The following is a 23,088-nucleotide window of genomic DNA, read 5'->3' on the forward strand; positions in this document are numbered from 1 at the left end:
CCTCGACTCCTTCAAGCTGAGTGTTGCGGATCGAACTGGGCGGCGAGGTCGATGACCTCTTCATCGGTGACCGTGAGGCTGCCGTACTCCTGGGTGAATCCGGCGGTGTAGTCCTCGAAGTAGCGGTCGGTCACCGGGACTTCGAATCCGCCGGTTGCTGATTCGGGCTTCACTACACCTTCTCCTCCGGCTGGCGGGTAGGCACTCGTGAGGGGGTCGCGGTCTGGGCCAGAGTGCCGGGCAGCAGCCTGGCCGGGAGCAGGGCGAGGGCGGCGAGCGCGGCCAGGGCCAGTGCGGTGGGGGCCATTGCCGGGCCGGACGGGTGGGCCGCCCCGGCCGCGATGGCGATGCCGAGGGTCGGGCCGAGGTTCATGGCGGTCTGTTTGAGTCCGCTGACGACTCCAGCGTACTCGGGCGGTGTTTCGCCGGCGACCGATCCGGTGGCGGTGACCATCACGGTGGCGAAGCCCGCACCGAGCAGTGCGAAGGTCGCGCCGAGCAGTGGCCAGCCGGTGCTCGGCCCGAACCGGGAGAGCCCGGTGATGGCGAGCACGACCATCAGTGTTCCCGCAGTCGCGCAGCGGCGCGGGCCGTATCGGCGCAGTACCAGGCCCGCGGTGGGCGCGCCGAGGATCATGAACACGGTCAGGGGCAGCACGTGCAGGCCTGTGGCGAGCGGGCTGAGGTGGAGCGTTCCTTGGAGGTAGAAGGTGGCGATGAACAGCGCACCGTTGAGGGCAGCGCCAGTGAGTAGCAAGATAGCCATCGATGCGGCCATCGGTGCTGAGTTGGCGACTACGCGCGGGACGATCGGGTGCGCGGTGCGGCGTTCGTGTCGTGCGAACAGCCGGACCAGGACGGCAACGGCGGCGAGTTCGAACAGGGGGCGCGGTGCCGTCCACCCTCGCGCCGGCACCTCGGCCAAGGCGTGCACCAGCAGCGCTGCGGCGGCCGCGAGCAACGCCGCACCAGGCAGATCGAGATGCCCCGGGCTGGAGCGGGGGTCCGGGCGGGCGTCGGACGTCGGCGGCCGGGCAGCCAGGGCGAGTCCGGCGATCACCACCACGATCGGGGCGTTGATCCAGAAGACGGAGCGCCAGCCCAGGTGTGCGATGAGCAGGCCGCCGAGCACCGGTCCGGACCCGGCGGCCACCGCGATCGCGCTGGTGCGAACGGCGATCGGTGTGCCGAGGCGGTCCGCCGGGTACGCCAGTCGCAGCAGTGCAAGGGTGGCCGGTTGCAGCAGCGCGCCGAACGCGCCCTGCGCAACTCTCAGGCCGATCACCCAGCCGACCGAGGGCGCGAGCGCGATTCCGGCCGAGGTAGCTCCGAACCCGAGCACTCCGATCACCAGCAGCCGCAGGTGCCCGTACCGGTCGCCGAGCCGCCCGGCGACCACCAACAGCGCGGCCACAGCGACCAGGTAGCCGGTGCTCGTCCACTGGACCTGATCCAGGCTCGCACCGAGGCTGCGCCCCAGGCTGGGCTGTGCCACCAGCAGGACCGTGCCGTCACCGCCACCAGCATCGCCCCGGCCACGCTGGCCAAAAGCGCCAGGCGTCGCCGACCCTGGTCGGCGCAGGGTTCGGCCGGCGAGACCAAGGCCATCACTGCGGCTCCGGGCCGAGATGGGCGTCCAGCACTGCCGCCACCAACCGATCGCGCCACTCGGCGGATCCGTCCCCGTCCGCCGCTGCGAACGGCGGCAGGGTCGCGGCCAGGACCAGGGGGAGGCTTCCCCACGCCCACAGTTGGGCAACGCCATGCAGGTTCGACCACAGCGCGGCGGCAACAACCGCCGCCCCACCGTCATCATCCGGAACAGCGCTCTCACCTGGTTCGGCCCGGGCGCCAGCGACCGCCTCCACACGGCACTGCGCGAGCACCCCAGTCATCCGCTCGAACAAGGGAAGGGAGGATTCGCGCAGCCTCGGCTGGTCCGGCGCCTGCGGCGCCCCGTCGAGCAGATCATGACGGAACATCAGCTCGAACATGCCCCGGCAATCCAGCGCGTACTGGACGTACGCCCGCGCGACGGCCTGCAGCCGCGTCCGGGCCGACCCGGGCACGGCCAGTGCGGCCTCGAACCGGGCCCCGAGTTCCTCAAAGCCACGCCGCGCAATCGCCGAGAGCAGGGCATGGTGCGTCCGGAAGTACCGGCGCGGCGCCCCGTGCGACACCCCCGCCCGACGAGCGATCTCACGCAGCCCCAGCGACGCCGGACCCTCGGCGATCACCAACTCCGCCCCGACGTCTACCAACCGCTCCCGCAACGCACCCTGACGATCCATAGACAGTGTCTACCACTCCGCATCAGACACTGTCTACGCATGCCTGGGCGCACGCGATTGCCAGGCCCTGGGCACCGCGCCCTGAGAATCACGCATGCCAGCCAGTGTCCGGATTTCGCTGAGCGAAGTAGAACCGGCGACGGTATATCGGGCTGGGGCGGGGCCGAGCGTGGGAAATACTCAGCCACGTTCTGGTCCCCGCCCTTCCCGGGATGCTGAGCGGGGTCCAGACCGGCCCCGTCATGGCCGCACGACCGGGCGCACTCCTTCCTCGCCCATTCCGCCGCCCGATCCAGGTCGCCGGGACTAGCGACGTCGCCGACCGGGCCGGCACCCTGCACGGCGGCCTGTTCGGGAGCCTCGTACAGATCGGTGAGGTTGGGGTCGCGGCTCTCCTGGGAGGGCACCGTGATCAGCTCACCGCGAACCGGCCCGCGGCGGAAACGACAGCCGCACGACCGGCTGGTCCCCGACGGTCGATCCGTGACGTAGGGCTGGGTTCACCGACGCGGGGTGGAGCAGCTCGGTAGCTCGCTGGGCTCATAACCCAGAGGTCGCAGGTTCAAATCCTGTCCCCGCTACTGCACAAGAAGGCCCGAAGCTTCCAAGCTCCGAGCCTTCTTGACATTGCCGAACCGTGTCGGCGTGCAGCAAGAGCCTCCGCGACAAGCTCACCCCCGAGCAGCGCCGCACCCGCACAGCTGGGCGCGGCGTGGGCGTGACGCCGGCTGCGGCCGGTCGTTGAAGTGGCCGGAGACGCACAGCCGGACCCCGGGACGCACGGCCCGGGGTCTCGTGCCGTCAGCTTGTCCTGCCCGCCGCGCCCCAGCCGTCGGGGAAACCAGCCAGGGCCCGGCGTTGCTCATCCTCCCGGGCGATCTGCTGCGCGAGCACTTGGCGGTCGATGTACGGGTCGACGGCGGCGAGGACCAGGCGCTGCAGTTCCTCCGGCTCCAGGGCTTCCACCTCCCACTGCACGGGGCAAGCAGGGTCGAAACCGTAGCGGGCGGCGAAGGCCGGCCACCTCGGGTCGCCCCGCTTGCCCTCGGTCGCGGCAGCCCGTACGGGCGACCTGCTCGTAGGTCAGCAGTACTGGTGACCGAGCTCCAGCAGCCGGTGCGCTCCACCCAGTCGCGCTCGATGCCCTCACCGGAACAGTCGAAGTCACCGTGGTTTCTCCGGGGTTCGGCGAGCGTGCAGTTGGAGTTTTCGCAGCTCATGGGCCGTCTTGAGCACTGTAGCTGATGCAACACGTGTGGACCCCAGCCCAGAAACGCACCTAAGTGGGGAAGCGTCACAGGTGAACAGCTGTCGGTAACCAACACCCCTAACACCACCGCTAGTTGATCCCGAACACCACGAAGCGGGACACCATCGACTCCGGCTGCTGCCCGGCGTCGAGGTCGTCGGAGCGGTGGAACCCTCGTTGATCGCTCCAGCATCTGGCATGGTGCTGGTCATGACCACTGACGGCACAGTCCGGGTCACCGGGCAGATATCTATTGACCGGTCACAGTTCTGGGTTCAAGACTGCGGTCCATCGCCTGATGCCGTCGAGGAGCCAGCCGACAGCCTGGACGTTGACAAGGCGAATCCTGTGGCTGTCGGCTACGGTCGCGCGCATTTCTTGAGCAATGCACAAGATCACAGGTGCACGATTCATTTGGAGCTGCGCCCGATTCCGCCCAAGCATCTCAATGACCAGTGGACGGTACTCGGATCCTGGGACTTCCGGACGCGAGATGGCGATATCCGCGTGTATGTCATTTCCGGGCCCGAGGGCCCCAGGCTGCAGCTGGCCGAAGACAGCCACTACATGCTGCATGCTTTCCGGAAGTGGGGTGAGACAGCTCGTGCCCGATTTGATGCCGCGCGATCCACCGGCGTCATCCCTGACGACCTCGAAGAATATCTCATGGTCTTTACACCCCTATAAAACACGGTGAGGGGCGGGGAGCCGCAGGATCTTCCTGCGGCTCCCCGCCCCTCGTTGCCGGGTGGGTCTCTACCTCGACTCCTCCCCTATCACCACATGATATTCATGCCGAACGCATCGCCGTTCAGGATCCGATCGGCGCCGTACCATGTGCTGAGACGGCTCCCCGCCTTCTGATTCTGAGCCGAGTCGACGTACATGACCGAGAAGTTTCCGTCGCCCAGGCCCGCCCCCTCCCAGGAGGAAGCGAACGGGTACTCGTCGCAGTCCGTGCCTGCCGGGCGGGTGAGCCGGGCACAAGCGCGGTCCTTCTCGGCCCTGTTCTTGTTCGAGCGTTCCTGCGCCGCCGCATCGTATCCGGCATACAGGCGGTGGATCAGACTCGGCGGATTGGCGCGAATATTTCCGGGAATTACCTTGGGTCGGTTGTCCGTCCGCGGCGGGAAGGTGATCTGCGGGAAGTCCAGGGCAAAGTAGATGTGAATCGCCACGCCCGCGACGAGTTTGTCCGTCATGTGATAAGTCATGTGCGGGGTCACCCGGTCGAAGATCGCGCCTGCGGCCGGCCGCGCCAGATACATGGAGGAGTCATAGCGGGCCCCGGCCGACGGCCCGTCGCTCCATACGGTGGGCCCCTCCGCGCCGATGGCCTGGTAGTGGTTGTTCCACACGCACGTCGCGATGTCGTCGAGGCCCTGTCCCGAGCCCTTCGGTGACTTCAGGTTGAAGCCCATGAAGATGCCGGGCCACGCTGCGACCGGGGCGGAGTAGGGGTGCGTGGCATCGGTCCCACAGGACCGGGCCGACGGCCATCCTCCGGCAGTGACGTCCCAGGACAGCACCGCTGCCTCATCGAACACGCCCGTGGGCTTCAGGTTGGTGAGCTGGACGTCCATCTGGATGTCGCGTGCGTCGCCGAAGCCGAGTCCGACTTCGGTCTCGGTGAACGTGATGGTGCCGGCGATCCGCCCGTCCCCCTCGAGTTGGACGACGCGGTCGGTTCCCCAGCGGCAGAAGTGGAAGTGGTCGATCACCTCACCCTGGTCCCGGTGCCCGAGCGGGCGCTTACGGCAGGCATCGAAGTCGACCACGCCGTTGGGCCTGACCGTGTTGTGGGTCACCGCGGGTGCTTCCGGGTCGGCCTCGTAGGTCTGTTGCTGCTCCAGCGCGAGGCGGGCCTCGTCGGCCGGAGTGCTCGGTTTGGGTGCGGACGGTGTGCCCGACCCGGGGAGTTCGGTCGAGGCGCCGGGGGCGGAGGGCGACTCTGTGGCAGCGGGAGCGTGATACACGCTTCCGACGGCCGGTGCAGGTGTCGGCTCCGCCAGGCGCATCCACACGGTCTTGCCTGCAGAGGGCTTATCGGCGGCCACTGCACTCGGTGCCGCTAATCCACCGAGCAGACCCACCAGCCCCAACGCGGACAGCATGATTCGTCTGAGCTTCACGTTTCCCCCGTCTGTTTTTAGTTGTGTACGGATCACCGGATGCGGAAGTTGACCACTACACCGAGCGAGGCCTTGACTCGCATCTTCATGGTTCGCCCTTCTCTCTTGTCCTGGGATTTCCCCGCATGCCGGGCGCTTCGAGTACGGGCGCAGGCGGCCCGCACTTCACGCTCTTGACGGGCCGACTCCATCAGCACCACCCGTGGTGTTCCGCCCGCCAGCAACGGCTGACCACCCCGTGGAAAACGCTACGTACACGGATCCTTCAACCGTCCTGGATGCGTCCTAGATTCGTCCTAGTCGTGCCTGGGTTTCGGGGTCGGTGGAGTACAGGAGGGTTCCGGACATGCCGCGGGTGAGGAGGGCTTTGTAGGTGTTGCGGACCAAGCGGAGGAAGGTGGCGGGGTCGGTGCGGCCGAGTGCCGGGTCTCTGCTGGCCTGGGGTTGGGGAGCCAGCGGTCCTGGCGCCAGACGAGGTCGTCTCCGAGGATGACGCCGTTCCAGTCGTACTCGAAGCCCTGGGCTGTGTAGATGCAGCCGACTTGGCCGAAGCCGTCGGGGTCGGTGGCCCACAGCCAGGACGGGGGGACGCCGTCGAGACAGGAATCGCCGCGCAAGTTCCACGGTTTGTCCCAGGAGCCGATCGTGATGTCGTCGACCAGACTGCGACGGCGCGGGTCGCTCCATGGCCAGCAGAAGCCGGCGGTGATGCGGGCGGTGAGGTGCTGCGCCTCCTTGGCGCGCAGGAGGTCTTCCATCTGCTGGGGGGGGGAGTCGGCCACGCGGACGTGGAAGGTCCGCTCGTCGGCCCACTCGGTGGCGGGTTCGTCGGTGAGCTGCAGCAGGCGCAGGACCCACTGTTCGTAGGCGCGGCTGCCGCCGTTGCGGAACTGGCCGTTGAGGTCGATGTGGCGTGGGCGCAGGCCCCGGGCGGCGGCCTGGTCGATCGCTTTGCGGCTGCCCATTTCGCCGGGGCGTACGACTTGGTGGTCGTCCAGGAGGAAGACGGGGACGCGGGCGGCGTCGAGGAGTTCGTCGATCTGGCGTACCCCGCGGTGGCGGGCGGAGTGGGCGCGGATGCGGTGGGCTTCGTCGCAGATCAGTGCGTCCAGTCCGTTCTTGGGGGCGTCGGCGAAGTTCATGAAGTAGCCGAAGAGCTTGCGGACGCGGGGGTTGTCGGTGCCGACGGCGTGGTGGAGGGTGCGGGTGAAGGACTTGGACCCGGTGGCGTGGACCACGGTGTGGCGGTCGTGGGCAAGGTGGCGCATCAGGTGCAGGGCAATGACGCTTTTGCCGGAGCCGGGGCCGCCGGTGACGATGAGGACTTCTTTGCTGTCCGCTGCGCGGGCCTTCTTCACCGCACGGCGCACCAGTGAGACCGCGACCTGCTGTTGGTCGAGCAGGACGAACCGGTCGGCGTGCAGGATCTCTTCCGCGGTCGCGCGCAGCAGGGGACGGCTGGGCGCCAGGGGGCTGTCGACGAGTTCGTCGGCGGCTGCGGTGCCGTGCGCGGGTGAGAGGCGCGACTGCAGGTAGGTGATCAGCTGGTTGCGGGTGCTGTGGGTGAACCGGCGCCCGTGGTCGTCGGGTGCAAGGGCGAGCAGGTCGGCGACACCGGCACGGTCGGCGACAGCGAGTCGAAGCCGTTCTGGACCAAGTTCCTGCGCTCGCTTCGGGCCCGCGGCCTGGAGACGGTCCAGCTGGTGATCTCCGACAGTTACAGCGGGCTGGTGGCTGCGATCCGCACCGTATTCCTCGGCTCGGCCTGGCAAAGGTGCCGGGTCCACTTCGTCCGCGACGTCTTTGCCGTGATCGAAAAGAGCTCGACGGAGATGGTTGCCGCGACCATCCGCACCATCTTCGCGCAGACTACCGCCGCGCAGGTCCGCAGCCGGCTGGACGTCGTGGCCGACATGCTCGGACGGCAGTTTCCTCCGGTCAGGACCATGCTGCTGGAGGCGGCCGGAGACATCACGGCGTTCGCGGACTTCCCGCCGGCGCACTGGAAAAAGATCTGGTCGACGAACCCGCTGGAGCGACTGAACCGCGAGATCAAACGGCGGGCCGACGTCGTCCAGGTCCTCCCCAACCCCACAGCCCTGGACCGGCTCGCCGCCGCGGTCCTGGCCGAACTCCATGACGAGTGGCAGGTCTTCGACCGCCGCTACCTCTCCGAAGGCTCCATGGCCGAGCTCTTCAGTGACAAGCCGACCCCGCAACGGCAGATCCCTGCCCAAACGGAACCAAACGAGCTCGACTGACTACACCACTTCGCGGACACCGTTGGCGAATTCGGCGGCGGCCTTCAAGTGATGTTGTGGTGGCGGGATGATGGCCGGGTCGGCGTGCGGGGCGCGAGTGTGAGGTGATCGTGGTGTCGCTGCGCCCACGTCTGCCGGGCGAGGTTCCGGCCCAGACCGCCGAGGTGGCCCGGCTGGCGTTCCCGAAGGGCTGTCTGTGCATGCGGATCCGGGAGGTGATCGGACCGCTGTTCGCCGACGAGGACTTCGTGGATCTGTTCCCGCGTCGCGGTCAACCCGCCTGGCCACCCCATCAGTTGGCCATCGTCTCGGTGCTGCAGTTCGTGGAGGGCCTGTCGGACCGCCAGGCGGCGACTGCCCTGCGCGGGCGCATCGACTGGAAATTTCTCCTGGGGCTGGAGTTAACCGATCCCGGGTTCGACCATTCGGTGCTGAGCGGGTTCCGGGACCGCCTGGTGGCCGACCGGGCGCCCCGGCGTGTGCTGGATCTACTCCTGGACCGGCTGCGGGAGGCCGGCCTGCTGCCGAGGCCCGGCGGCCAGCGCACCGATTCCACCCATGTCCTGGCCGCGGTGCGACGGCTGAACCGGCTGGAAAACACCGCGGAACACCTGCGCGCCGCCCTGAACGCGCTGGCCGCCGCGGCTCCCGACTGGCTGCTGACGACGGTGCCGGCCGACTGGTTCGACCGCTACCAGCGGCGCATCGAGGACTACCGGCTGCCGCGCGGAGAAGGCCCCCGCACCCAGTACATGGAGCAGACCGGCGAGGACGGCATACGCCTGCTGACCGCGGTGCACGATCCCCGTGCCCCATCCTGGCTTCGGCAGATTCCTGCAGTTGAGGCCCTGCGTCTGTGCTGGATACAGGAGTTCTTCCTCGCCGAGGACCGGGTGCGGATGCGCGAACCGAAGGACATGCCGCCTTCTCGCGACCGAATCGAGGCCCCCTACGACCGCGAGGCTCGCTACTGCGTCAAGAACGCCACCGAGTGGAGCGGCTACAAGGTCCACCTGACCGAGACCTGCGACGCGAACTCCCCGCACCTGATCACGCACGTCGCCACGACCGAGGCCACCGTCACCGACGTCGAGATGACCGAGACGATCCACGTTGCCCTCGGCCAAGCCGGGTTGCTGGCCGACGAGCACTTCGTCGACCGAGGCTACGTCAACGCCAAACTGCTGGCCACCAGCGTCCCCAGCCACGGCGTCGAACTCACCGGCCCGATCCGCCACGACATCACCTGGCAGGGCAAGGCCGACGAGGGCTTCGCCATCGACGGCTTCCTCATCGCCTGGGACGCCCACACCGCTATCTGCCCCCAAGGGCACCACAGCATCCGCTGGAAACCCCACCAGCAGCAGCGGCCCGGCTACTGGCAGTCCAACGTGTTCTTCGACCGCCACGACTGCACCCCATGCCCAGTACGGTCGAAATGCACCCGCTCGACGACCGAGCCACGCAAACTCGCCCTGGCACCGCGCGAAGAACACGAAGCGATCCGCGCCAGGCGCCAACTCCAGGAAACCGACCAGTGGCAGCGGCACTACGCCACCCGCGCTGGCGTCGAAGGCACCATCGCCCAAGGGCTACGCCGCTGCGGCCTGCGCAGAAGCCGCTACACCGGCCTCAACAAGACCCGCCTCCAACACATACTCACCGCCGCCGCCCTCAACCTCATCCGAACCGACGCCTGGCTGACCGAGACCCCACTCGCCAAGACCAGGACCTCGCGCTTCGCACGTCTTCGCCCGGCATAAACACCGCCGAATTCGCCAACGGTGTCCTTCGCGGGACACGATCCCCGCCAACCCGACGAAACCCGGGCCCGGTGCCGCCGTCTCCCCTGCGGCGCGCGGCGCCGAAGGGCAAGGGAGGTGGCAGCGCGCAGCGCACTGAGCCCGCCTAACGCCCCCAGGAGCGCGTGAGAGCGCGCAGCGCTCGGTCCGGTCCGCAGCGAAGCGGAGGACCGGCACGCGCAGAGGCGGGGCCGGACCCGCTGCGCCCCGCCCCCAGACCAAGACTGCTGCTCCTTGCAACCCCAGTCAGGCAGGGGCCTGGCAAGCTCGTGGCCATGGACGCAATGAGTACGGCGGAAGACATCACCGAGGCCGAGTGGGCACGGCTCCTCACTTCAGATCCCGTGGACCGAACTCTGGTTCGCGCCGCGTTCGCCGAGCCCCGGCTGCGGCAGCTTTTCCCTTGGGTGGGGATGTGGGAACTGCATTTCAGCCGTTGCACGGAACACCCGTGCACGTGGGACGTCCCCTACATAGCCCCGCGTCTAGGCGGCGGCTTCGTCGTAGAGGGCCCGTCGAGGCAGGAGTACGTCGGTGAGGCTAATACCGCAGAGGCAGCCGTGGCGATGGTGACCGATCGCTTGCCTCCCCACTGCGGCCCCGCCATTGTCGGCAACCGGCACGACCTCAACGAGCAAGAGCAGCAAGGCTAACCGCCCAAGTTAGTCATCGCCTCCGTTCATGGAAGGGTCCAGCGGTGCGGCACCAGAGTCACTTGGGGCGTTTGGCGCGGCTGCGTTGGACCCTCGCCGGCATGACGTAGAGGAACCGCAGCAGGTGTCCAATGAACTCTGCCAGTTCGGCTGCTTCCTCCAGCGACACCGGATCCAGTGTGGCCGGGTGTGCGCTGGCATTGCCGACCACCCGGACGTGGTCGGCGAGTTCCGCGAGCGACGAGTCGAGGTCTTTGTCCACGGCCATCTGCTTGAGCTGGGCGAACAGAGTCTTCTTGGCTTTCGCTGCTCCGGAGCCCCGGTCTTCCACGATCAGGGCGAGCGCTCCCCGGAACAGAACGGCAGCTGCCCGGGGTGCCTGGGCGGCCAGGCATCGGGTGCCTTCCGCGACCGCGTCGGCGATGCCGGCGGGAATATCGGGGTCCAGGGCCTGCATGCCCGGTGATGGCCACCAGTGCAGGCCGTGCCAGGTGATCGTGCCACTGGTTCCGCCCAGCCGCTTGGGCACCCCGTTGGCACCAATCTCTTCGACTACCAGGACGCCCTGGCGGCATCCTTGGCACAGCAGTACGCAAATCCGCTCGCTCACCTGCGGTTCGCGCGGCCCGTCCCGACGGACGGTGAAGTGCGCATAGTCGAAGGTGAGGTTCTGAGTAGCCGCGACGCTGAAATTGCTCTGGCGATCGCAGCGCGGGCAGATGCCCCACTGATGTGAGGAGTCCGGCAGCCGGTCGGTCGGCCCGGGCGGATTCGGTTGCGCAGCGAAGGCAAGAACTGCCGGATTGACCATGGACTGAGGTCCTTTGATTACATGGAAGGTGTAGAACTATCCAGACTAGAACTTGCCACCGGGACCCGTCCGGGACAACGAGGAATCTCCAAACTGTCCGAGCCACCGCGGCACCGCCCCGCACACCAGGACCAAGCGGCACTCCAATCAGCCGCGACCGCCCCAGGGGTGCTCATCGGCCGGTCAGAGCGTCCAGTACCTCGGCCGGTTCAGGGCGGTGCCCGCTGGCCAAGTAGCGGATTCCTGCACCCTGCGGGCGGTCCGTCTCCTTTCCGATGGGGTGACGGCGACTGACGGCCGTGCGCCAGCCGCACCGCCCGTCCCACACCAGCGCCGGCACAGCCGAGCCTGAGCCCAGCAGGACCGCGGCAGCCAGGACGTCATCGCCGAGGTATTGAACTTCCACCCTCTGCGCTGGGGCAAGACCATGCTCCGCGAGGAAGTCAGCGACCTGCTGCAAGTAAGGGCGCACCCGGCGGGCGTTCAGCTCCGCGGCCGCCATCGCGACGGCGGCACGCCTGACGCCGACCGGATAGCCGAGCCGCCCAGCCGCCTCCGAGGGGGACAGATCAGGCTCCTGCTCGAGGAGGTCAGCGATCCGCTCACCGCGCAGGCGGGCAAGAACCTTCTGGGCGGTGGCGTACGCGACACCGAGCTGCTCGACGACGGTGGCCGTCGTGACCGCTGGCTCCGCATCAAGCAACTCCCCCGCCCGGACAGGAAGTTCGTCAATGGGCACCATGTCGCCACTGCCCCGCGGCCGCCCCGTCGAAGAACTGCCGCGCCCGGGCCGGTCCTCCCTGAAAGCCCTGAGTACGGCCCGGGGCCAGTGCTCAACGCCCCCGACGACCATTGACTGCCCGACCAGTTCCGGGCGGGTGCGGTAGTCGTCCCACGTCGCGACCGCCACTCCGTCTTCCGCCGCGACCTCCTGCCGGTCCAACAAATCCTGGCCGTCGCCTGCCACGGGGAGAGCGGGCACAGGCAGGCCAGCGCAGAAAGCATCCGGCTGCTCCCCGTCCCACAACAACACCCGGGCACCGGCCGAACTCACCGGCGCCGGATGCCCCGATCGCGCTCCCGCTGCAGGGTGCGTGCCGCGCCGGCGGCACCACCGTCTTCGTGGACCCTGCTACTTGGCAGCCGTATCCGGACCAGTTCGCTCACCTCTCCCGCGCCGAGCGGCTGGCCCCAGCCGACGTCGAGGCTTTGGTGGACAAGCTCGGCCCGGTCAAGGCCGGCCCGTCCCCGACCACCCCCGAGCTGGGATATCGCCCCCGCCGCAAAGCGCTCGGCACAGCACCCGCGCGCGTCGAGGCCCGGCTCTCGGCGATGCTGGCGATCTCCACAGCCGGGCTGCCGCCACAGCTGCTGGCCGCACTCAAGCACGCGGCCTCGTTCCACAACCCGGAGTTCTACCGCAAGCAGAACCAGCGCTTCTCCACCTTCAACACCCCGCGCCTCGTCTGCTGCTTCGACGCATCCGATGCCGACTGGCTGACACTGCCCCGCGGCCTGGCGGACGAGGCCGCCCAGCTCATCCAAGCGGCCGGCGGCACCCTCACCAGCGATCTGCCCGAACCGGCACCGCTCACCGCCCACTTCACGGCAACGCTGACCGCCACCCAGCAGAAGGCCGTGGACGCGATAGCCCAGCATCCTGCGGGCACACTGGTCGCGCCGCCCGGCTCCGGCAAGACCGTCATGGCCTGCGCCCTGATCGCCCGCCATGGCACCCCGACGGCGGTGATCGTGAACCGGGCGGAGCTGCTGGCACAGTGGGAAGAGCGGCTGGCCGCGTTCTTGGACCTCGGCGACCATCAGGTCGGCTCGCTCGGGGGCGGCAAGGACCGTCGCGGCCACGCCGTCGACCTGATCATGCTCCAGACGCTGTCCCACCGCGACGCTCCCGACGGCCTGCTCGACGGGTACGGACTGGTCATCGTCGACGAATGCCACACCGTCGGCGCACCGGGGGCCGAGGCCGCGATCCGCCGGGCGAAAGCTCCGCGCTGGGTGGGACTGTCGGCGACTCCCTACCGGGCGGACCAGATGGACCCGCTGATCACGATGCAGTGCGGCCCGATCCGCCACGAGATCGACGACACCAGCAGCTTCGCCAAACACCTCATCGTGCACCCCACCACCTTCACCACCCACGAGCCGGGCACCGACGGCGCCTCCATCCAAGCCATCTACAACGAACTCGCCTGCCACGACGCCCGTAACCAGCTGATCGCCGCGGACATCGCCGACGCCTCACGCCGTGGCCGGTACAGCCTGGCGCTGACCAACCGCGTCGAGCACCTCCACCAACTCGCCGAGGCCCTCCGGCCGCACCAGATCACCCCGCTCGTCCTGCACGGCGGCATGCCCCCGGCCGAGCGCGCCCGAGTACGTGCCGCCCTGACCGAGAAGCACGACGGGCCACTGGTCCTGCTGGCGATCGACAAACTCGCGGGAGAAGGCTTCGACGCCCCACACCTGGACACCCTCTTCCTCACCAGCCCCATCTCGTTCAGGGGACGGGTGATCCAGCAGGTCGGCCGGATCATGCGCAACACCGAAGAACGCACATCCCACGTCGAGGCCCACGACTACCTCGATGCGAACGTCCCTCTTCTGGAACGCATGCACCACAAACGCCGCCGCATCCTCGACCTCCGCGGCTTCACCACAACCACCCCAGACAGCCTGCCGGCCCCACCACCCTGCGCCCCTGTCCCCGCCGCCCGCCAGCCACACCCTCGGGCCGCGGAGCCGAGCGCGACGGCAGTACGGGCCTGGGCACGTGAACAAGGCATGAATGTCCCACCACGAGGCAGACTCCGCACACAGGTCTGGGACGCCTGGCACACCGCCCACCCCCACACGAGTGAACAAGGCGCCGCACTAGCCCCTTAACGCATCGCCACCGGGCTCGCACGTCAACGACCCATCAACACTGCATGGCGGTTGACGTGGGTAGCGGGCCTCCGAACCCACGGAACTCACGGAGCCTGTAGGTCCAGTGAAGTGGGCTTTGGGCTGGTTGGCATGTGGCGGGATCAGCGGCGCCTGCGGCGGCCCCCGTCGTGGCGTCAGGCCGCAGTCCCACCCCCAGCTCGGCGTGCTGCGCGAGCTGCTGGCCGTTCAGTGAGGTCCCGGCCGGGTGGATCATGACCCAATAGCCTGGTCGGAGGCTCCCTCACTGTCCTGTCCGCCCCATCCGGCCGGAGCCGCCTCCGGTGCGGAAGGAAGCTCCAGCATGACGGGAACAGACAAGGCGGACACTGTTGAACAGGCCGTGGTCGGCGGGGTGGACTCGCACGCCGACACTGTCCACGTCAGTGGGGCAGCCGTCAGTTGAGCTGTTCCCCGTCCTCCGCAGCGGTGTCCAGCGCGTGGTGCCGCGTCTCCCCTGCCCTGTACACGCACCAGGCGCTGACCATGCACGTCGCTGCCATGAAGACTGCCACCCTTGTGGTGCTCCGCCCGCCCTCTCCGGTGTGCACCAGCCAGGTCGCGATCAGCGGGGCGAGGCTGCCGCCCAGGACAGCGGCCGTCTGGTATCCGAGGGAGGTGCCCGTGTAGCGGGTGTTCGTCGGGAACAGTTCGGCGAGCAGCGCCGCCATCGGACCGTACATCGCGGCATGGAACACCGAGAGGCTCAGGACGAAGGCGACCACGAACAGGGCCGGGGAGCGGCTGTCGACGAGTGGGAACAGCAGGAAGGAGTTCGCGGCGAGCAGCAGGGCGCCCGCGACGGAGACCGGCCTGCGCCCGATCCGGTCCGAGAGGGCCGCGTATGCGGGCAGCGTCAGCAGGGACACGCCGCAGGACAGGATCAGGCCGGTCAGCACCACGGTCCTGCTGATGCCGATGTCCTTGGCGTGGGCGGGCAGGAAGGCGATGAGGATGGAGTTGGTGGCGAAGGGGCCGATGCTCACGCCGATCGCGAGCAGGGTGACGCGGCGCTGCCGGCGAAGGGTCTCCAGGACCGGGACCGGACGCTGTGCCGTGTCGGCGGACCGCTGCGCCCGCGCGAACACTGGGCTCTCCGCCATGCCGCGCCGGATCCAGTAGCCCAGCACGATCAGTACGGCGGAGAGGAGGAAGGGGACGCGCCACCCCCAGCTCAGGAACTCGGCCTCGGGCAGGGTGTTGAACGCCGCGAGGACCAATGACGACAGCAGGAGCCCGGAAGGCGCGCCCATCTGTGCGAACGCGCCCCACAGTCCCCGACGGGAAGGCCTCGCGTGCTCGATGGCCAGCAGGGCGGCGCCGCCCCATTCGCCGCCCACCGCGAAGCCCTGGACCAGCCGTAGCAGGACGAGCAGCAGGGGTGCCGCGATGCCGATGTCCGCGTAGCCGGGCAGCAGCCCGATGAGCACGCTGGAGAGGCCCATGAGCACGATGCTCACCATCAGCATCGGCTTGCGGCCCACCCGGTCGCCATAGTGGCCGAAGACCAGGCCGCCAACGGGGCGGGCCAGATAGCCGACGGCGAGGGTGGCGAAGGAGGCGAGCGTGCCTGCGAAGGACGACATCTGCGGGAAGAACAGTTTGTCGAAGACGAGGGCCGCGGCCGTCCCGTACAGCAGGAAGTCGTACCACTCGATGATGCCGCTCAGGTAGCTGGAGACGAGGACCTGGCGCAGCGCGGTCTGCTCGGCGGGTGGCCGGGGGCGCCTGTTCGTGTGTGACCGTGGCCGGTGCATCTCTCAACCGGACAGTGCGCGCTGGGGGTTGGTCTCGGTGAGCTGGCGGATCTCGTCCTCCTCCAGGCCAGCGTCGGCGAGGGCCGCGACGAACCCCGTGAGCAGGAAGTCGAATCCCACTCCTCCCTGCGCCTTGAGGTGGGTTCTGACGCAGATGTCGTGGGAGAGAAGGATCCGGTCGAGATGGCCGGCCCTGATCAGCTTCAGGACCAGGCCGACTCTCTTCTCGGTCTCCCGCGGGGACGCGCACTCGTGGAGCGTGTCGAACTGCACGTACGCGCCCCTGCGGGCCAGCTCCAGGTGGTATTCGGGCAGGTTCACCTTGTCGCAGTGACCGATGATGATCCGTTCGGGCGGGACTCCGGCGCCGATGAGGAGTTCCAGCTGCGGTAGGCCGACGGGCCAGCGGGCGGCGTGCGTGGTGATGGCGACCCCGGTACGGAGCTGGGCGTGCGCGGCCGCCCGCAGCGATCGCTCCTCGGCGGCCGAGATGTACCAGCCGTCGCTGCCCACCTCGCCGATCACTCCGGCGCGCACGTCCGTGCCCGGGATTCCGTCGCACAGGTCCCGGACGATGAGCTCGCCGATCTCGGCGACGCTGTGCCGGTCGAACCACGCGCGGTCGAGATAGGGGTCGCGGTAGTGCCCGGTGCCCAGGACTATGCGTACGCCGGTGGCTTCGGCGAGGCGCACAAGTGCCGCCACATTGGCGGGAGTTCGGCTGCCGCCGGATGAACTGCCGTTGCCCGAGGGTCCGGTGAACAGCCCCTGGGGGTCGGTGGCCGCCCCTTCGGTGAGTTCGCCGGTGGTGACGTCGACGAGGGTGCCGCCGCCCGCCGCGGCGAAGGCGGTCACCTCCTGCCGCATCTCCTCCTCGTCGTTCAGGAGCCCTACCTCCCGGTACTCGCGCAGCAGGTTGATGAAGACGTGCTCGTGCGGAAGCGTGGGGCCCAGGCTCGCCGCGGGGGCGGGCCCTGAAATGGTCATGACGTCCGGCATGCTGCGCTTCCTCCTTGTCCTCGTGGCGTCCGGCAGAGGGCTACAGCAATGGAGATCCGGCCTGTGCGGCGGCGGCCGACAGGAATTCCGCACGGCCGAGCGCGGCGGCCACGTTCTCGATGTCGTCGCTCATCCAGCGGTCCTTGTCGAGGAACGGCACATGGTCACGGACGGTGTCGTACGTTGCCCGGGCCACCGGGCTCAGTCCGTCGCGGCGGCCGCTGATGTCCACGGCCTGGGCAGCGGCTAGGAGTTCGACGGCGAGGATCCGCTCATTGTTGCCGAGCACCCGTCGTGCGTTGCGGGCGGAGATGAGGCCCATGCTTACGACGTCCTGGTTGTCCCCGTTGGAGGGCACGCTCTGGGTGCTCGCGGGGCCGATGGTGCGGTTCTCGGCGACCAGGGCGGTGGCCGGGTACTGCGCGCCGGCGAAGCCGCTGTTGAGCCCGGGGTCTCCCGCGACGAGGAACTCCGGCAGCCCGTCGCTGAGATGACGGTTGAGGAGCCGGTTGGTGCGTCGCTCGGACAGCACGCCGAGCTGGGTGAGCGCGATCGTCGTGTAGTCCATCACGAAGGCGATCGGCTGGCCGTGGAAGTTGGCGCCGTGGAACACCTCCTCGATGCCGTCGCCGCCGAAGAACAGGGGGTTGTCGTTGGCGGAGTTGAGCTCGATCTCCAGCTTCTCCTGGGCGTGGTAGAGCGTGTCGCGCACGGCTCCCAGGATCTGCGGTATGGCGCGGAGCGAGTACGCCTTCTGGATGTAGACGTCCGTGCGCGTGACCTGATCGCCCGACCGCTTGCTCTGCTGCGCCTCGCGCCGCAGTTCCGAGTGGTCGCGCAGCAGCCTGCTCCCCCGGGTCAGTACGCGGAGGTTGGCCGCCGTCTCCATCTGGCCCCGGTGCGGCCGGGCCAGGTCGTGCCCTTCCGGCTGGAAGGGACTTGCGGACGAGCGCAGCACCTCCACCACGAGCCCGGTGGCGATCTCGGCCTGCCGCACCTGGTCCAGGGCGCGGCCGGCGACCAGGCAGCCGACGCCGGTCATGGCCGAGGTGCCGTTGATGAGAGCGAGGCCCTCCTTGAAACGCAGCCGCAACGGCTCGATGCCCAGCGAGCGGAGCACCGGGCCCGTCTCGACGCGCTCTCCGTTCCTGAGGACGTATCCCTCGCCGATCACGGTGGACGCCAGGTGCGCGAGGGGTGCGAGGTCGCCGCTCGCCCCGAGTGAACCGATCTCGGGGATGGCCGGGGTGATGCCCTCGGTCAGGTAGAGGGCCAGGCGTTGGAGGAGTTCGGGGCGTACCGCCGAATAACCCTTGGCCAGAGCGTTCAGACGGGTGGCGAGGATCGCCCGGGACTCTCGCTCGCTGAACAGGGGGCCCACTCCGGCGCTGTGACTGCGTACGAGATTGGTCTGCAGCTCGACTTCCTTGTCGGTGTCCACGAGCATGTAGATCATCTCGCCGTAGCCGGTGGTGACACCGTAGACGGGGTTGCCGTCGCGTACGGTCGCCTCGAACAGCTCCCTGCCGCGGGCCGCCTTGTCGAGGGCCTTGTCCGTGATCTCGCAGCGCACGCGCTGCTCGGCGATCTTGCGGATGTCGGCCATGCGGAGGTTCTCCCCGTCAAACGCCACGGTCTCGGGTAATGCGGTCATCAGTGTCACCTCATTGCTGAGTGGGTTCGTCAACGGATGCGGCATCGGAATCGGGAGTGGGTGCGGGCGTGGTGGCTCCGCGGGGGACGACAGCGCCCAGTGCGGCCACGCCCACGGGGTAGAGGACGGCGGGCCAGCTGAACGGCAGGATTGCCAGGCAGACCAGGACGGTCAGGGCTGCGGCGATGCGGCCGATGTCACCGGCGGGCAGGATCTTGAACGCCGCCGCCGCGCCGACGAGATAGACCGCGACGAACGTCGCGCTGGGCCAGGCGATCAGAGCCTCAAGGTCGGGGTCGGCGATGGCGACGCCGAGCAGGACGGCCGCGAACGCCGTGGCGAGCCACACCAGGGCCCGGGCCGGGGTGCCGTGCCGGGGATGCAGCCTCGCCAGACTCCCCGGCAGGTTCCCGTCCCTGGCCCGGGCGTACATGAGCCGGGAGAAGCCCGCGATGTTCGTGTGCACAGCCACGAAGGAGCAGCACAGTGCGAACAGCGCGGTCAGGGCCCCGGCCACGGACCCAAGCGCATCGCCGGCCAGCACACTGGCGGGCGCGAGGCCGGACGCGTCGGCGTACACGCCGGTACCGACCATCACCACGGCGGACAGGCAGTAGAGGAGGGACAGCACGACGGCGGCGAGGCCCATGCTCAACGGCAGGTCCCGCGAAGGGTGCTGGAACTCCTCCGCGAGGTGCACGACCATCTCGAATCCGATGTACGACCAGAAGATCAGCAGGGCCGCCGTGCCCACCGCGCTCCAGCCGTGCGGCAGGAACGGCTCGAAGCGGCCCGCCTCCACCCGGTTCAGGCCCAGGAACGACACTCCCACGAGCACGGCGCCGACCAGTGCGACGATCCACGTCTGGACCCGGCCCGAGAGCCGCAGACCACGCGCGTTGAGCGCGCACGAAGCGAAAAGCAGCACAGCCGCGATGGCCCCCGCCCACCTCGGCGACAGGCCGTAGTACGCGGTGATGTAGTTCGCGCCCACCAGGGCGATGACGGGCACGGCGAACGGCACCGACGCGAGGAGCCACCAGCCGGTCAGTACCGTGAGCCGGGGCCCGAACGCGGCCTCGGCGTAGGCGACGATGCCGCCCGCGTGCGGGATCCTCGCTCCGGCCCTGCCCAGTGCCAGCGCGAGCGCCAGCGCGAAGACCGACATGGCGCCCCACGCCACGAGTGAGGCCGGGCCCGCCGTACGGGCGGTGAGCGCGGGCAGTACCAGCACACTGGGGCCCAGAACCGAGCCGACCGCCATTACCGTTCCGTCGGTCATGCGCAACGTGCGCTGCAGTTCGGTGTCCGGCACGGCAGTGCGCCCTCCCCCCTCGTGGCCGGGGATCCGCGCGCTCCCCGGTCGGCCTGAGCCATATTGCCAACCCGCTCTTATTTCTCAATGATGTGTCGCTGACTGGGCATCCGGCCGATCGGCCGAGGCCGGCGAGAGGGGTGCTGCAGCGTGGAGTTCCGCCTGCTGGGGACGTTCGAAGTCCGCGACGAGGAGCGGGTGCTCGACGTGGGGCCCCGACTGCGACAACTGACCCTCGCGGCCCTGCTCCTGGAGGCCAACCGGCCGGTGCGCGTGGAACGGCTCATGTCCCTCCTGTGGGACGGCGAGCCACCGTCGACCGCCCGCAACTCCCTCCATGGGCACATCTCCCGATTGCGCCGTCTGCTCGCCGACGCGCCGGGGGTGAGTCTGCGGACGCACGGCGCCGCCTACGCCCTCCATGTGGATCCCGCGGACGTCGACGCCCTCCGGTTCCGGGCCCTCACCGAACGGGCCAGGGACGTTCCCGACGAACCGGGGGCTGCGCTGCTGCGGCAGGCACTCGGGCTGTGGCGCGGGGACATGCTGACCGGGCTCGCCGACGACCGGGTGCGCCGCCAGCTGTGCACGGTGTGGGCGGAGTCCCGGATGACCGCGTACGAACGGTGCCTGGACGCGGAGTTACGACTGGGGCGGCACGACAGACTGCTCGGGGAACTCACCGAGCTGGCCTGCGACCACCCCACCCGGGAGCGGTTCACCGCGCAGCTGCTCATCGCGCTGTACCGCAGTGGCCGGCCCGGTGACGCCATCGCGGCCTACCGGCGGGCCAAGACAGTACTGGCGCAGGAGTTCGGGCTCGAACCGGGTACGGAACTCCAGGGCCTGGCCATGGCGGTGCTGCGCGCCGACCCGGAACTCGCCGCTCCGGCATGCTCCTTCGAGACGGCGTCCACCGCCTTCGGTCCGCCGCAGGTGATTCCCCGTCAACTCACGGTGGACACCGTGCACTTCACGGGCCGCGAGGAGAGCCTGGCGCGGCTGGACGCCGTGCTGGGCGGCGGCGCGGGACGCTGCGCCGTGGTCTCCGGTACCGCTGGCGTCGGCAAGACGGCACTGGTCGTGCACTGGGCCCATGGGGTCGCGTCCCGGTTCCCGGACGGTCAGCTGTACGCCGATCTGCGCGGCTGGTCGACCGATGCCCCTTTGACGGCATCGGAGGTGCTGGTCCGGTTTCTGCGTGCGCTCGGGATCCCCTCGGCTCAGATCCCCGTGCTCGGGGACGAGCAGGCGGCCCTGTACCGCTCGCTCCTTGCCGACCGTCGGGTCCTGATCATCCTCGACAACGCCCGGTCCGCCGAGCAGATACGCCCGTTGCTGCCCGGCAGCCCCCACTGCGCCGTCGCCGTCACCAGCCGCACGGATCTGCACGACCTGGTGGCTTTCGACGACGCGGTGCCGATCGGTCTCCAACTCCTCGAACCTGATGCGGCGTTGACGCTCCTCTCACGCATCGTCGGCCCGGACCGGGTCGAGTCACAGCCCGCCGAGGCGGCCGACCTCGCGCGGCTGTGCGCCTGGCTTCCCCTTGCGCTGCGGACCGCTGCCGGACGGCTCGCCACCCGACCCAGCCACACCATCGGGCGCCTCGTCGCGGAACTGGGCGGCGACACCACGCTGTCGGGACTGGCCCCGCCCGGTGAACCGCTCTCGACTCTGCGTGACGCCTTCGACCTCTCCTACGCCGGGCTCGACCCGGCGGTCCGCGCCGCCTTCAGGAAGCTCGGCCTGGCACCCGGTCCCGACTTCCCCCTGAACGCGGCGGCGGCTCTCTGGGGAGTGCCGGAGGAAACCGGGGAATCTGTCCTGGCCGCCCTCCTCTCCGCCCACCTGGTCCACCGGCCGACACCCGGCCGCTACGGTCTGCACGACCTTCTGCACGACTACGCACGCGAGCGCGCCCATGCCGAGGAGAACCCCGAGCAGCGGCAGGAGGCGCTGGCTCGGCTGCTCGACTGGTACCTGCGCCACGCCGACGCGGCGGTCCGCGAACTCTTCCCGGGTTTCCTGCGGCTGCCGTCCACCGCTGCGGGCAGCACCGCCCGCCCAGCCGTCTTCGCCAAAGAAGCCGACGCCCGTGCCTGGCTCGAAGCCGAGGCTCCGTCCATCGTCGCCTCAATCCAGTACACCTCAGCGCACGGTCCGTTGGAGGCCGCCTGGCAGCTGGCCGATGCCCTGCGCGGCTTCTTCTGGCTCCACGGCCGGTACACGGACTGGCTGACCGCCGCGCGCGCGGGGCTGCACGCGGCCTGCACCGCAGGCGACGAACGAGCCCAGGCCGTCATGCACCACGGCCTGGGCCACGCCTGCCGCCAGCTCGCCCAATACCCCGAAGCTCTTGAGCACTTGACCAAGGCACTGCGCATCCACCGCCGCTTCGACTGGCGCGAGGGCGAGGCCATCACCCTCGGCAATCTCGGCATGGTCCATGCCGAACAGGGGCGACTCACCCTCGCCATCGACCACCACCTCAGAGCCAAGGCCCTGCACCGGGAGACGGGCGCCCGGGCGAGCGAGGCCATCGCGCTCAACAACCTTGGCGACGCCTATCGCGCCCTGGGCGACACCGATGCGGCGCTGCGCCATCACCGCGCCTCGTGGGACATGTCCCACAAGGCCGGCTTCCGTCAGAGCGAGGTCCAGGCCGCGATCGGCCTCGCCGCCACCCATCTCCATGAAGGCCAGGTCACCGAGGCCCTCGACCGGGTCCACGATGCGGTGACCGCGGCCCGGTCCGCCGGTTTCCTCCCGCTGGAAGGGCGCGCGCTCACCGTGCTCGGTCAGGCCCATCGCTCCCGTGGCGCACCGCGGGAGGCCAGACTGTACTGGCAGCAGGCCTTGGACATCTTCACGGGCCTCAACTCACCCGAGGCCCACCAGCTGCGCTCGTACCTGGGCCTGCCGGACGCCTGAACCCGGCCTCGGTGACCAGCCGCCGGTACATGGGGTGACGCTCAGCGTAGGCGACAGGACCCATCGCAGGCCCTGGCGAGGTCCAGGGCCTGCGGGGTGGGAAGGGTGGGACCGGGGGACTCCTGCAGGCGTCAGCTCTGCGGCCGTCCTTATACCGTTCACCGCGATGGCCGTCCTGAAGCTTCCCCATGGCAGGGCGGTTGTCCACTGCTTTCTTGGTGCGGCGTCGGTGCCCTTGTCGCCCTACTCCCCCAGCATTCCTGTCTGAGACAGCACGATGATGATTG

The 23,088-nt window shown here is 69.2% G+C and carries 16 protein-coding genes, 1 tRNA gene and 2 pseudogenes; 7 read left to right on the forward strand and 12 right to left on the reverse strand.

The features are described 5' to 3' along the window. Positions 1 to 11: 11 nt before the first annotated feature. The 3 genes and pseudogenes from ACSHXC_RS00095 to ACSHXC_RS00105 form a co-directional block, all read right to left on the reverse strand. Entirely contained in the window at positions 12 to 173 is a 162-nt protein-coding gene (locus ACSHXC_RS00095; protein ID WP_438289522.1) for a hypothetical protein, read from the reverse strand. Further along, a pseudogene (locus ACSHXC_RS00100) lies at positions 173 to 1,608 on the reverse strand (MFS transporter). The gene ACSHXC_RS00095 and the pseudogene ACSHXC_RS00100 overlap by 1 nt, the downstream one beginning before the upstream one ends. Then, the gene (locus ACSHXC_RS00105) at positions 1,608 to 2,291 is read right to left on the reverse strand and encodes a TetR/AcrR family transcriptional regulator (protein ID WP_438289523.1); all 684 of its coding nucleotides are present in this window, start codon (positions 2,289 to 2,291) and stop codon (positions 1,608 to 1,610) included. The pseudogene ACSHXC_RS00100 and the gene ACSHXC_RS00105 overlap by 1 nt, the downstream one beginning before the upstream one ends. Before the next feature lie 507 nt (positions 2,292 to 2,798). Between ACSHXC_RS00105 and ACSHXC_RS00110 the strand changes: the two genes are divergently transcribed. Beyond that, a tRNA-Met gene (locus ACSHXC_RS00110) sits at positions 2,799 to 2,872 on the forward strand. A gap of 220 nt (positions 2,873 to 3,092) precedes the next feature. On the opposite strand, the gene ACSHXC_RS00115 is transcribed toward ACSHXC_RS00110, so the two are convergent. Next, complete coding sequence (locus tag ACSHXC_RS00115; RefSeq protein ID WP_438289524.1) at positions 3,093 to 3,269, reverse strand: hypothetical protein; 177 nt, start codon at positions 3,267 to 3,269, stop codon at positions 3,093 to 3,095. Between the two features lie 481 nt (positions 3,270 to 3,750). Between ACSHXC_RS00115 and ACSHXC_RS00120 the strand changes: the two genes are divergently transcribed. Further along, positions 3,751 to 4,227, forward strand: coding sequence for a hypothetical protein (locus tag ACSHXC_RS00120; protein WP_438289525.1), 477 nt, complete (start codon positions 3,751 to 3,753; stop codon positions 4,225 to 4,227). A gap of 89 nt (positions 4,228 to 4,316) precedes the next feature. Here ACSHXC_RS00120 and ACSHXC_RS00125 read toward each other — a convergent pair whose 3' ends face one another. After that, complete coding sequence (locus ACSHXC_RS00125; RefSeq protein WP_438289526.1) at positions 4,317 to 5,672, reverse strand: NucA/NucB deoxyribonuclease domain-containing protein; 1,356 nt, start codon at positions 5,670 to 5,672, stop codon at positions 4,317 to 4,319. 296 nt (positions 5,673 to 5,968) lie between these two features. Continuing rightward, positions 5,969 to 7,042: a DNA/RNA helicase domain-containing protein gene (locus ACSHXC_RS00130; RefSeq protein ID WP_438289527.1), complete on the reverse strand. Its 1,074-nt coding sequence runs from the start codon at positions 7,040 to 7,042 to the stop codon at positions 5,969 to 5,971. Positions 7,043 to 7,294: 252 nt separating this feature from the next. Here ACSHXC_RS00130 and ACSHXC_RS00135 point away from each other — a divergent pair. From ACSHXC_RS00135 to ACSHXC_RS00145, 3 genes and pseudogenes are all read left to right on the forward strand, one after another. Beyond that, positions 7,295 to 7,933: pseudogene (locus ACSHXC_RS00135) on the forward strand (IS256 family transposase); the annotation flags it as partial. A 113-nt stretch (positions 7,934 to 8,046) separates the two neighbouring features. After that, positions 8,047 to 9,696 (forward strand): IS1182 family transposase, encoded by a 1,650-nt coding sequence (locus ACSHXC_RS00140; protein ID WP_438289529.1) that lies wholly within the window; start codon positions 8,047 to 8,049, stop codon positions 9,694 to 9,696. Positions 9,697 to 10,010: 314 nt separating this feature from the next. Beyond that, a complete protein-coding gene (locus ACSHXC_RS00145; RefSeq protein WP_438289530.1) occupies positions 10,011 to 10,388 on the forward strand; it encodes a DUF6193 family natural product biosynthesis protein in 378 nt (125 codons plus the stop codon). 58 nt (positions 10,389 to 10,446) lie between these two features. Here ACSHXC_RS00145 and ACSHXC_RS00150 read toward each other — a convergent pair whose 3' ends face one another. Further along, complete coding sequence (locus ACSHXC_RS00150) at positions 10,447 to 11,199, reverse strand: DUF4145 domain-containing protein (RefSeq protein WP_438289531.1); 753 nt, start codon at positions 11,197 to 11,199, stop codon at positions 10,447 to 10,449. 172 nt (positions 11,200 to 11,371) lie between these two features. Continuing rightward, complete coding sequence (locus ACSHXC_RS00155) at positions 11,372 to 12,166, reverse strand: DUF6292 family protein (RefSeq protein ID WP_438297089.1); 795 nt, start codon at positions 12,164 to 12,166, stop codon at positions 11,372 to 11,374. Here ACSHXC_RS00155 and ACSHXC_RS00160 point away from each other — a divergent pair. Continuing rightward, the gene (locus tag ACSHXC_RS00160; protein WP_438289532.1) at positions 12,052 to 14,103 is read left to right on the forward strand and encodes a DEAD/DEAH box helicase family protein; all 2,052 of its coding nucleotides are present in this window, start codon (positions 12,052 to 12,054) and stop codon (positions 14,101 to 14,103) included. The genes ACSHXC_RS00155 and ACSHXC_RS00160 overlap by 115 nt on opposite strands. 437 nt (positions 14,104 to 14,540) lie before the next feature. Here ACSHXC_RS00160 and ACSHXC_RS00165 read toward each other — a convergent pair whose 3' ends face one another. Genes ACSHXC_RS00165 through ACSHXC_RS00180 form a run of 4 tightly spaced genes read right to left on the reverse strand, consistent with a single transcriptional unit; the run spans position 14,541 to position 19,867 of the window. Next, complete coding sequence (locus tag ACSHXC_RS00165; RefSeq protein ID WP_438289533.1) at positions 14,541 to 15,899, reverse strand: MFS transporter; 1,359 nt, start codon at positions 15,897 to 15,899, stop codon at positions 14,541 to 14,543. Between the two features lie 3 nt (positions 15,900 to 15,902). Continuing rightward, positions 15,903 to 16,898, reverse strand: a complete 996-nt coding sequence (locus ACSHXC_RS00170) for a phosphotriesterase family protein (protein ID WP_438289534.1) — start codon at positions 16,896 to 16,898, stop codon at positions 15,903 to 15,905. Positions 16,899 to 16,938: 40 nt separating this feature from the next. After that, complete coding sequence (cmdF, locus tag ACSHXC_RS00175) at positions 16,939 to 18,552, reverse strand: tyrosine 2,3-aminomutase (RefSeq protein ID WP_438289535.1); 1,614 nt, start codon at positions 18,550 to 18,552, stop codon at positions 16,939 to 16,941. Positions 18,553 to 18,562: 10 nt separating this feature from the next. Beyond that, positions 18,563 to 19,867: an APC family permease gene (locus ACSHXC_RS00180; RefSeq protein WP_438289536.1), complete on the reverse strand. Its 1,305-nt coding sequence runs from the start codon at positions 19,865 to 19,867 to the stop codon at positions 18,563 to 18,565. A 150-nt stretch (positions 19,868 to 20,017) separates the two neighbouring features. Here ACSHXC_RS00180 and ACSHXC_RS00185 point away from each other — a divergent pair, with 150 nt between their 5' ends. Then, positions 20,018 to 22,801: a BTAD domain-containing putative transcriptional regulator gene (locus ACSHXC_RS00185; protein WP_438289537.1), complete on the forward strand. Its 2,784-nt coding sequence runs from the start codon at positions 20,018 to 20,020 to the stop codon at positions 22,799 to 22,801. The last annotated feature ends 287 nt before the right edge of the window (positions 22,802 to 23,088 follow it).

The organism is Streptomyces sp. HUAS TT7 (assembly GCF_051550175.1).
GTDB lineage: Bacteria > Actinomycetota > Actinomycetes > Streptomycetales > Streptomycetaceae > Streptomyces.

Excerpts from the sequence above, each read along its gene's own strand:
- ACSHXC_RS00120 (WP_438289525.1), top strand. The coding sequence starts at position 3,751 with ATGACCACTGACGGCACAGTCCGGGTCACCGGGCAGATATCTATTGAC.
- ACSHXC_RS00165 (WP_438289533.1), bottom strand. The coding sequence starts at position 15,899 with ATGCACCGGCCACGGTCACACACGAACAGGCGCCCCCGGCCACCCGCC.
- ACSHXC_RS00150 (WP_438289531.1), bottom strand. The coding sequence starts at position 11,199 with ATGGTCAATCCGGCAGTTCTTGCCTTCGCTGCGCAACCGAATCCGCCC.
- cmdF (WP_438289535.1), bottom strand. The coding sequence starts at position 18,552 with ATGACCGCATTACCCGAGACCGTGGCGTTTGACGGGGAGAACCTCCGC.
- ACSHXC_RS00170 (WP_438289534.1), bottom strand. The coding sequence starts at position 16,898 with ATGCCGGACGTCATGACCATTTCAGGGCCCGCCCCCGCGGCGAGCCTG.
- ACSHXC_RS00105 (WP_438289523.1), bottom strand. The coding sequence starts at position 2,291 with ATGGATCGTCAGGGTGCGTTGCGGGAGCGGTTGGTAGACGTCGGGGCG.
- ACSHXC_RS00145 (WP_438289530.1), top strand. The coding sequence starts at position 10,011 with ATGGACGCAATGAGTACGGCGGAAGACATCACCGAGGCCGAGTGGGCA.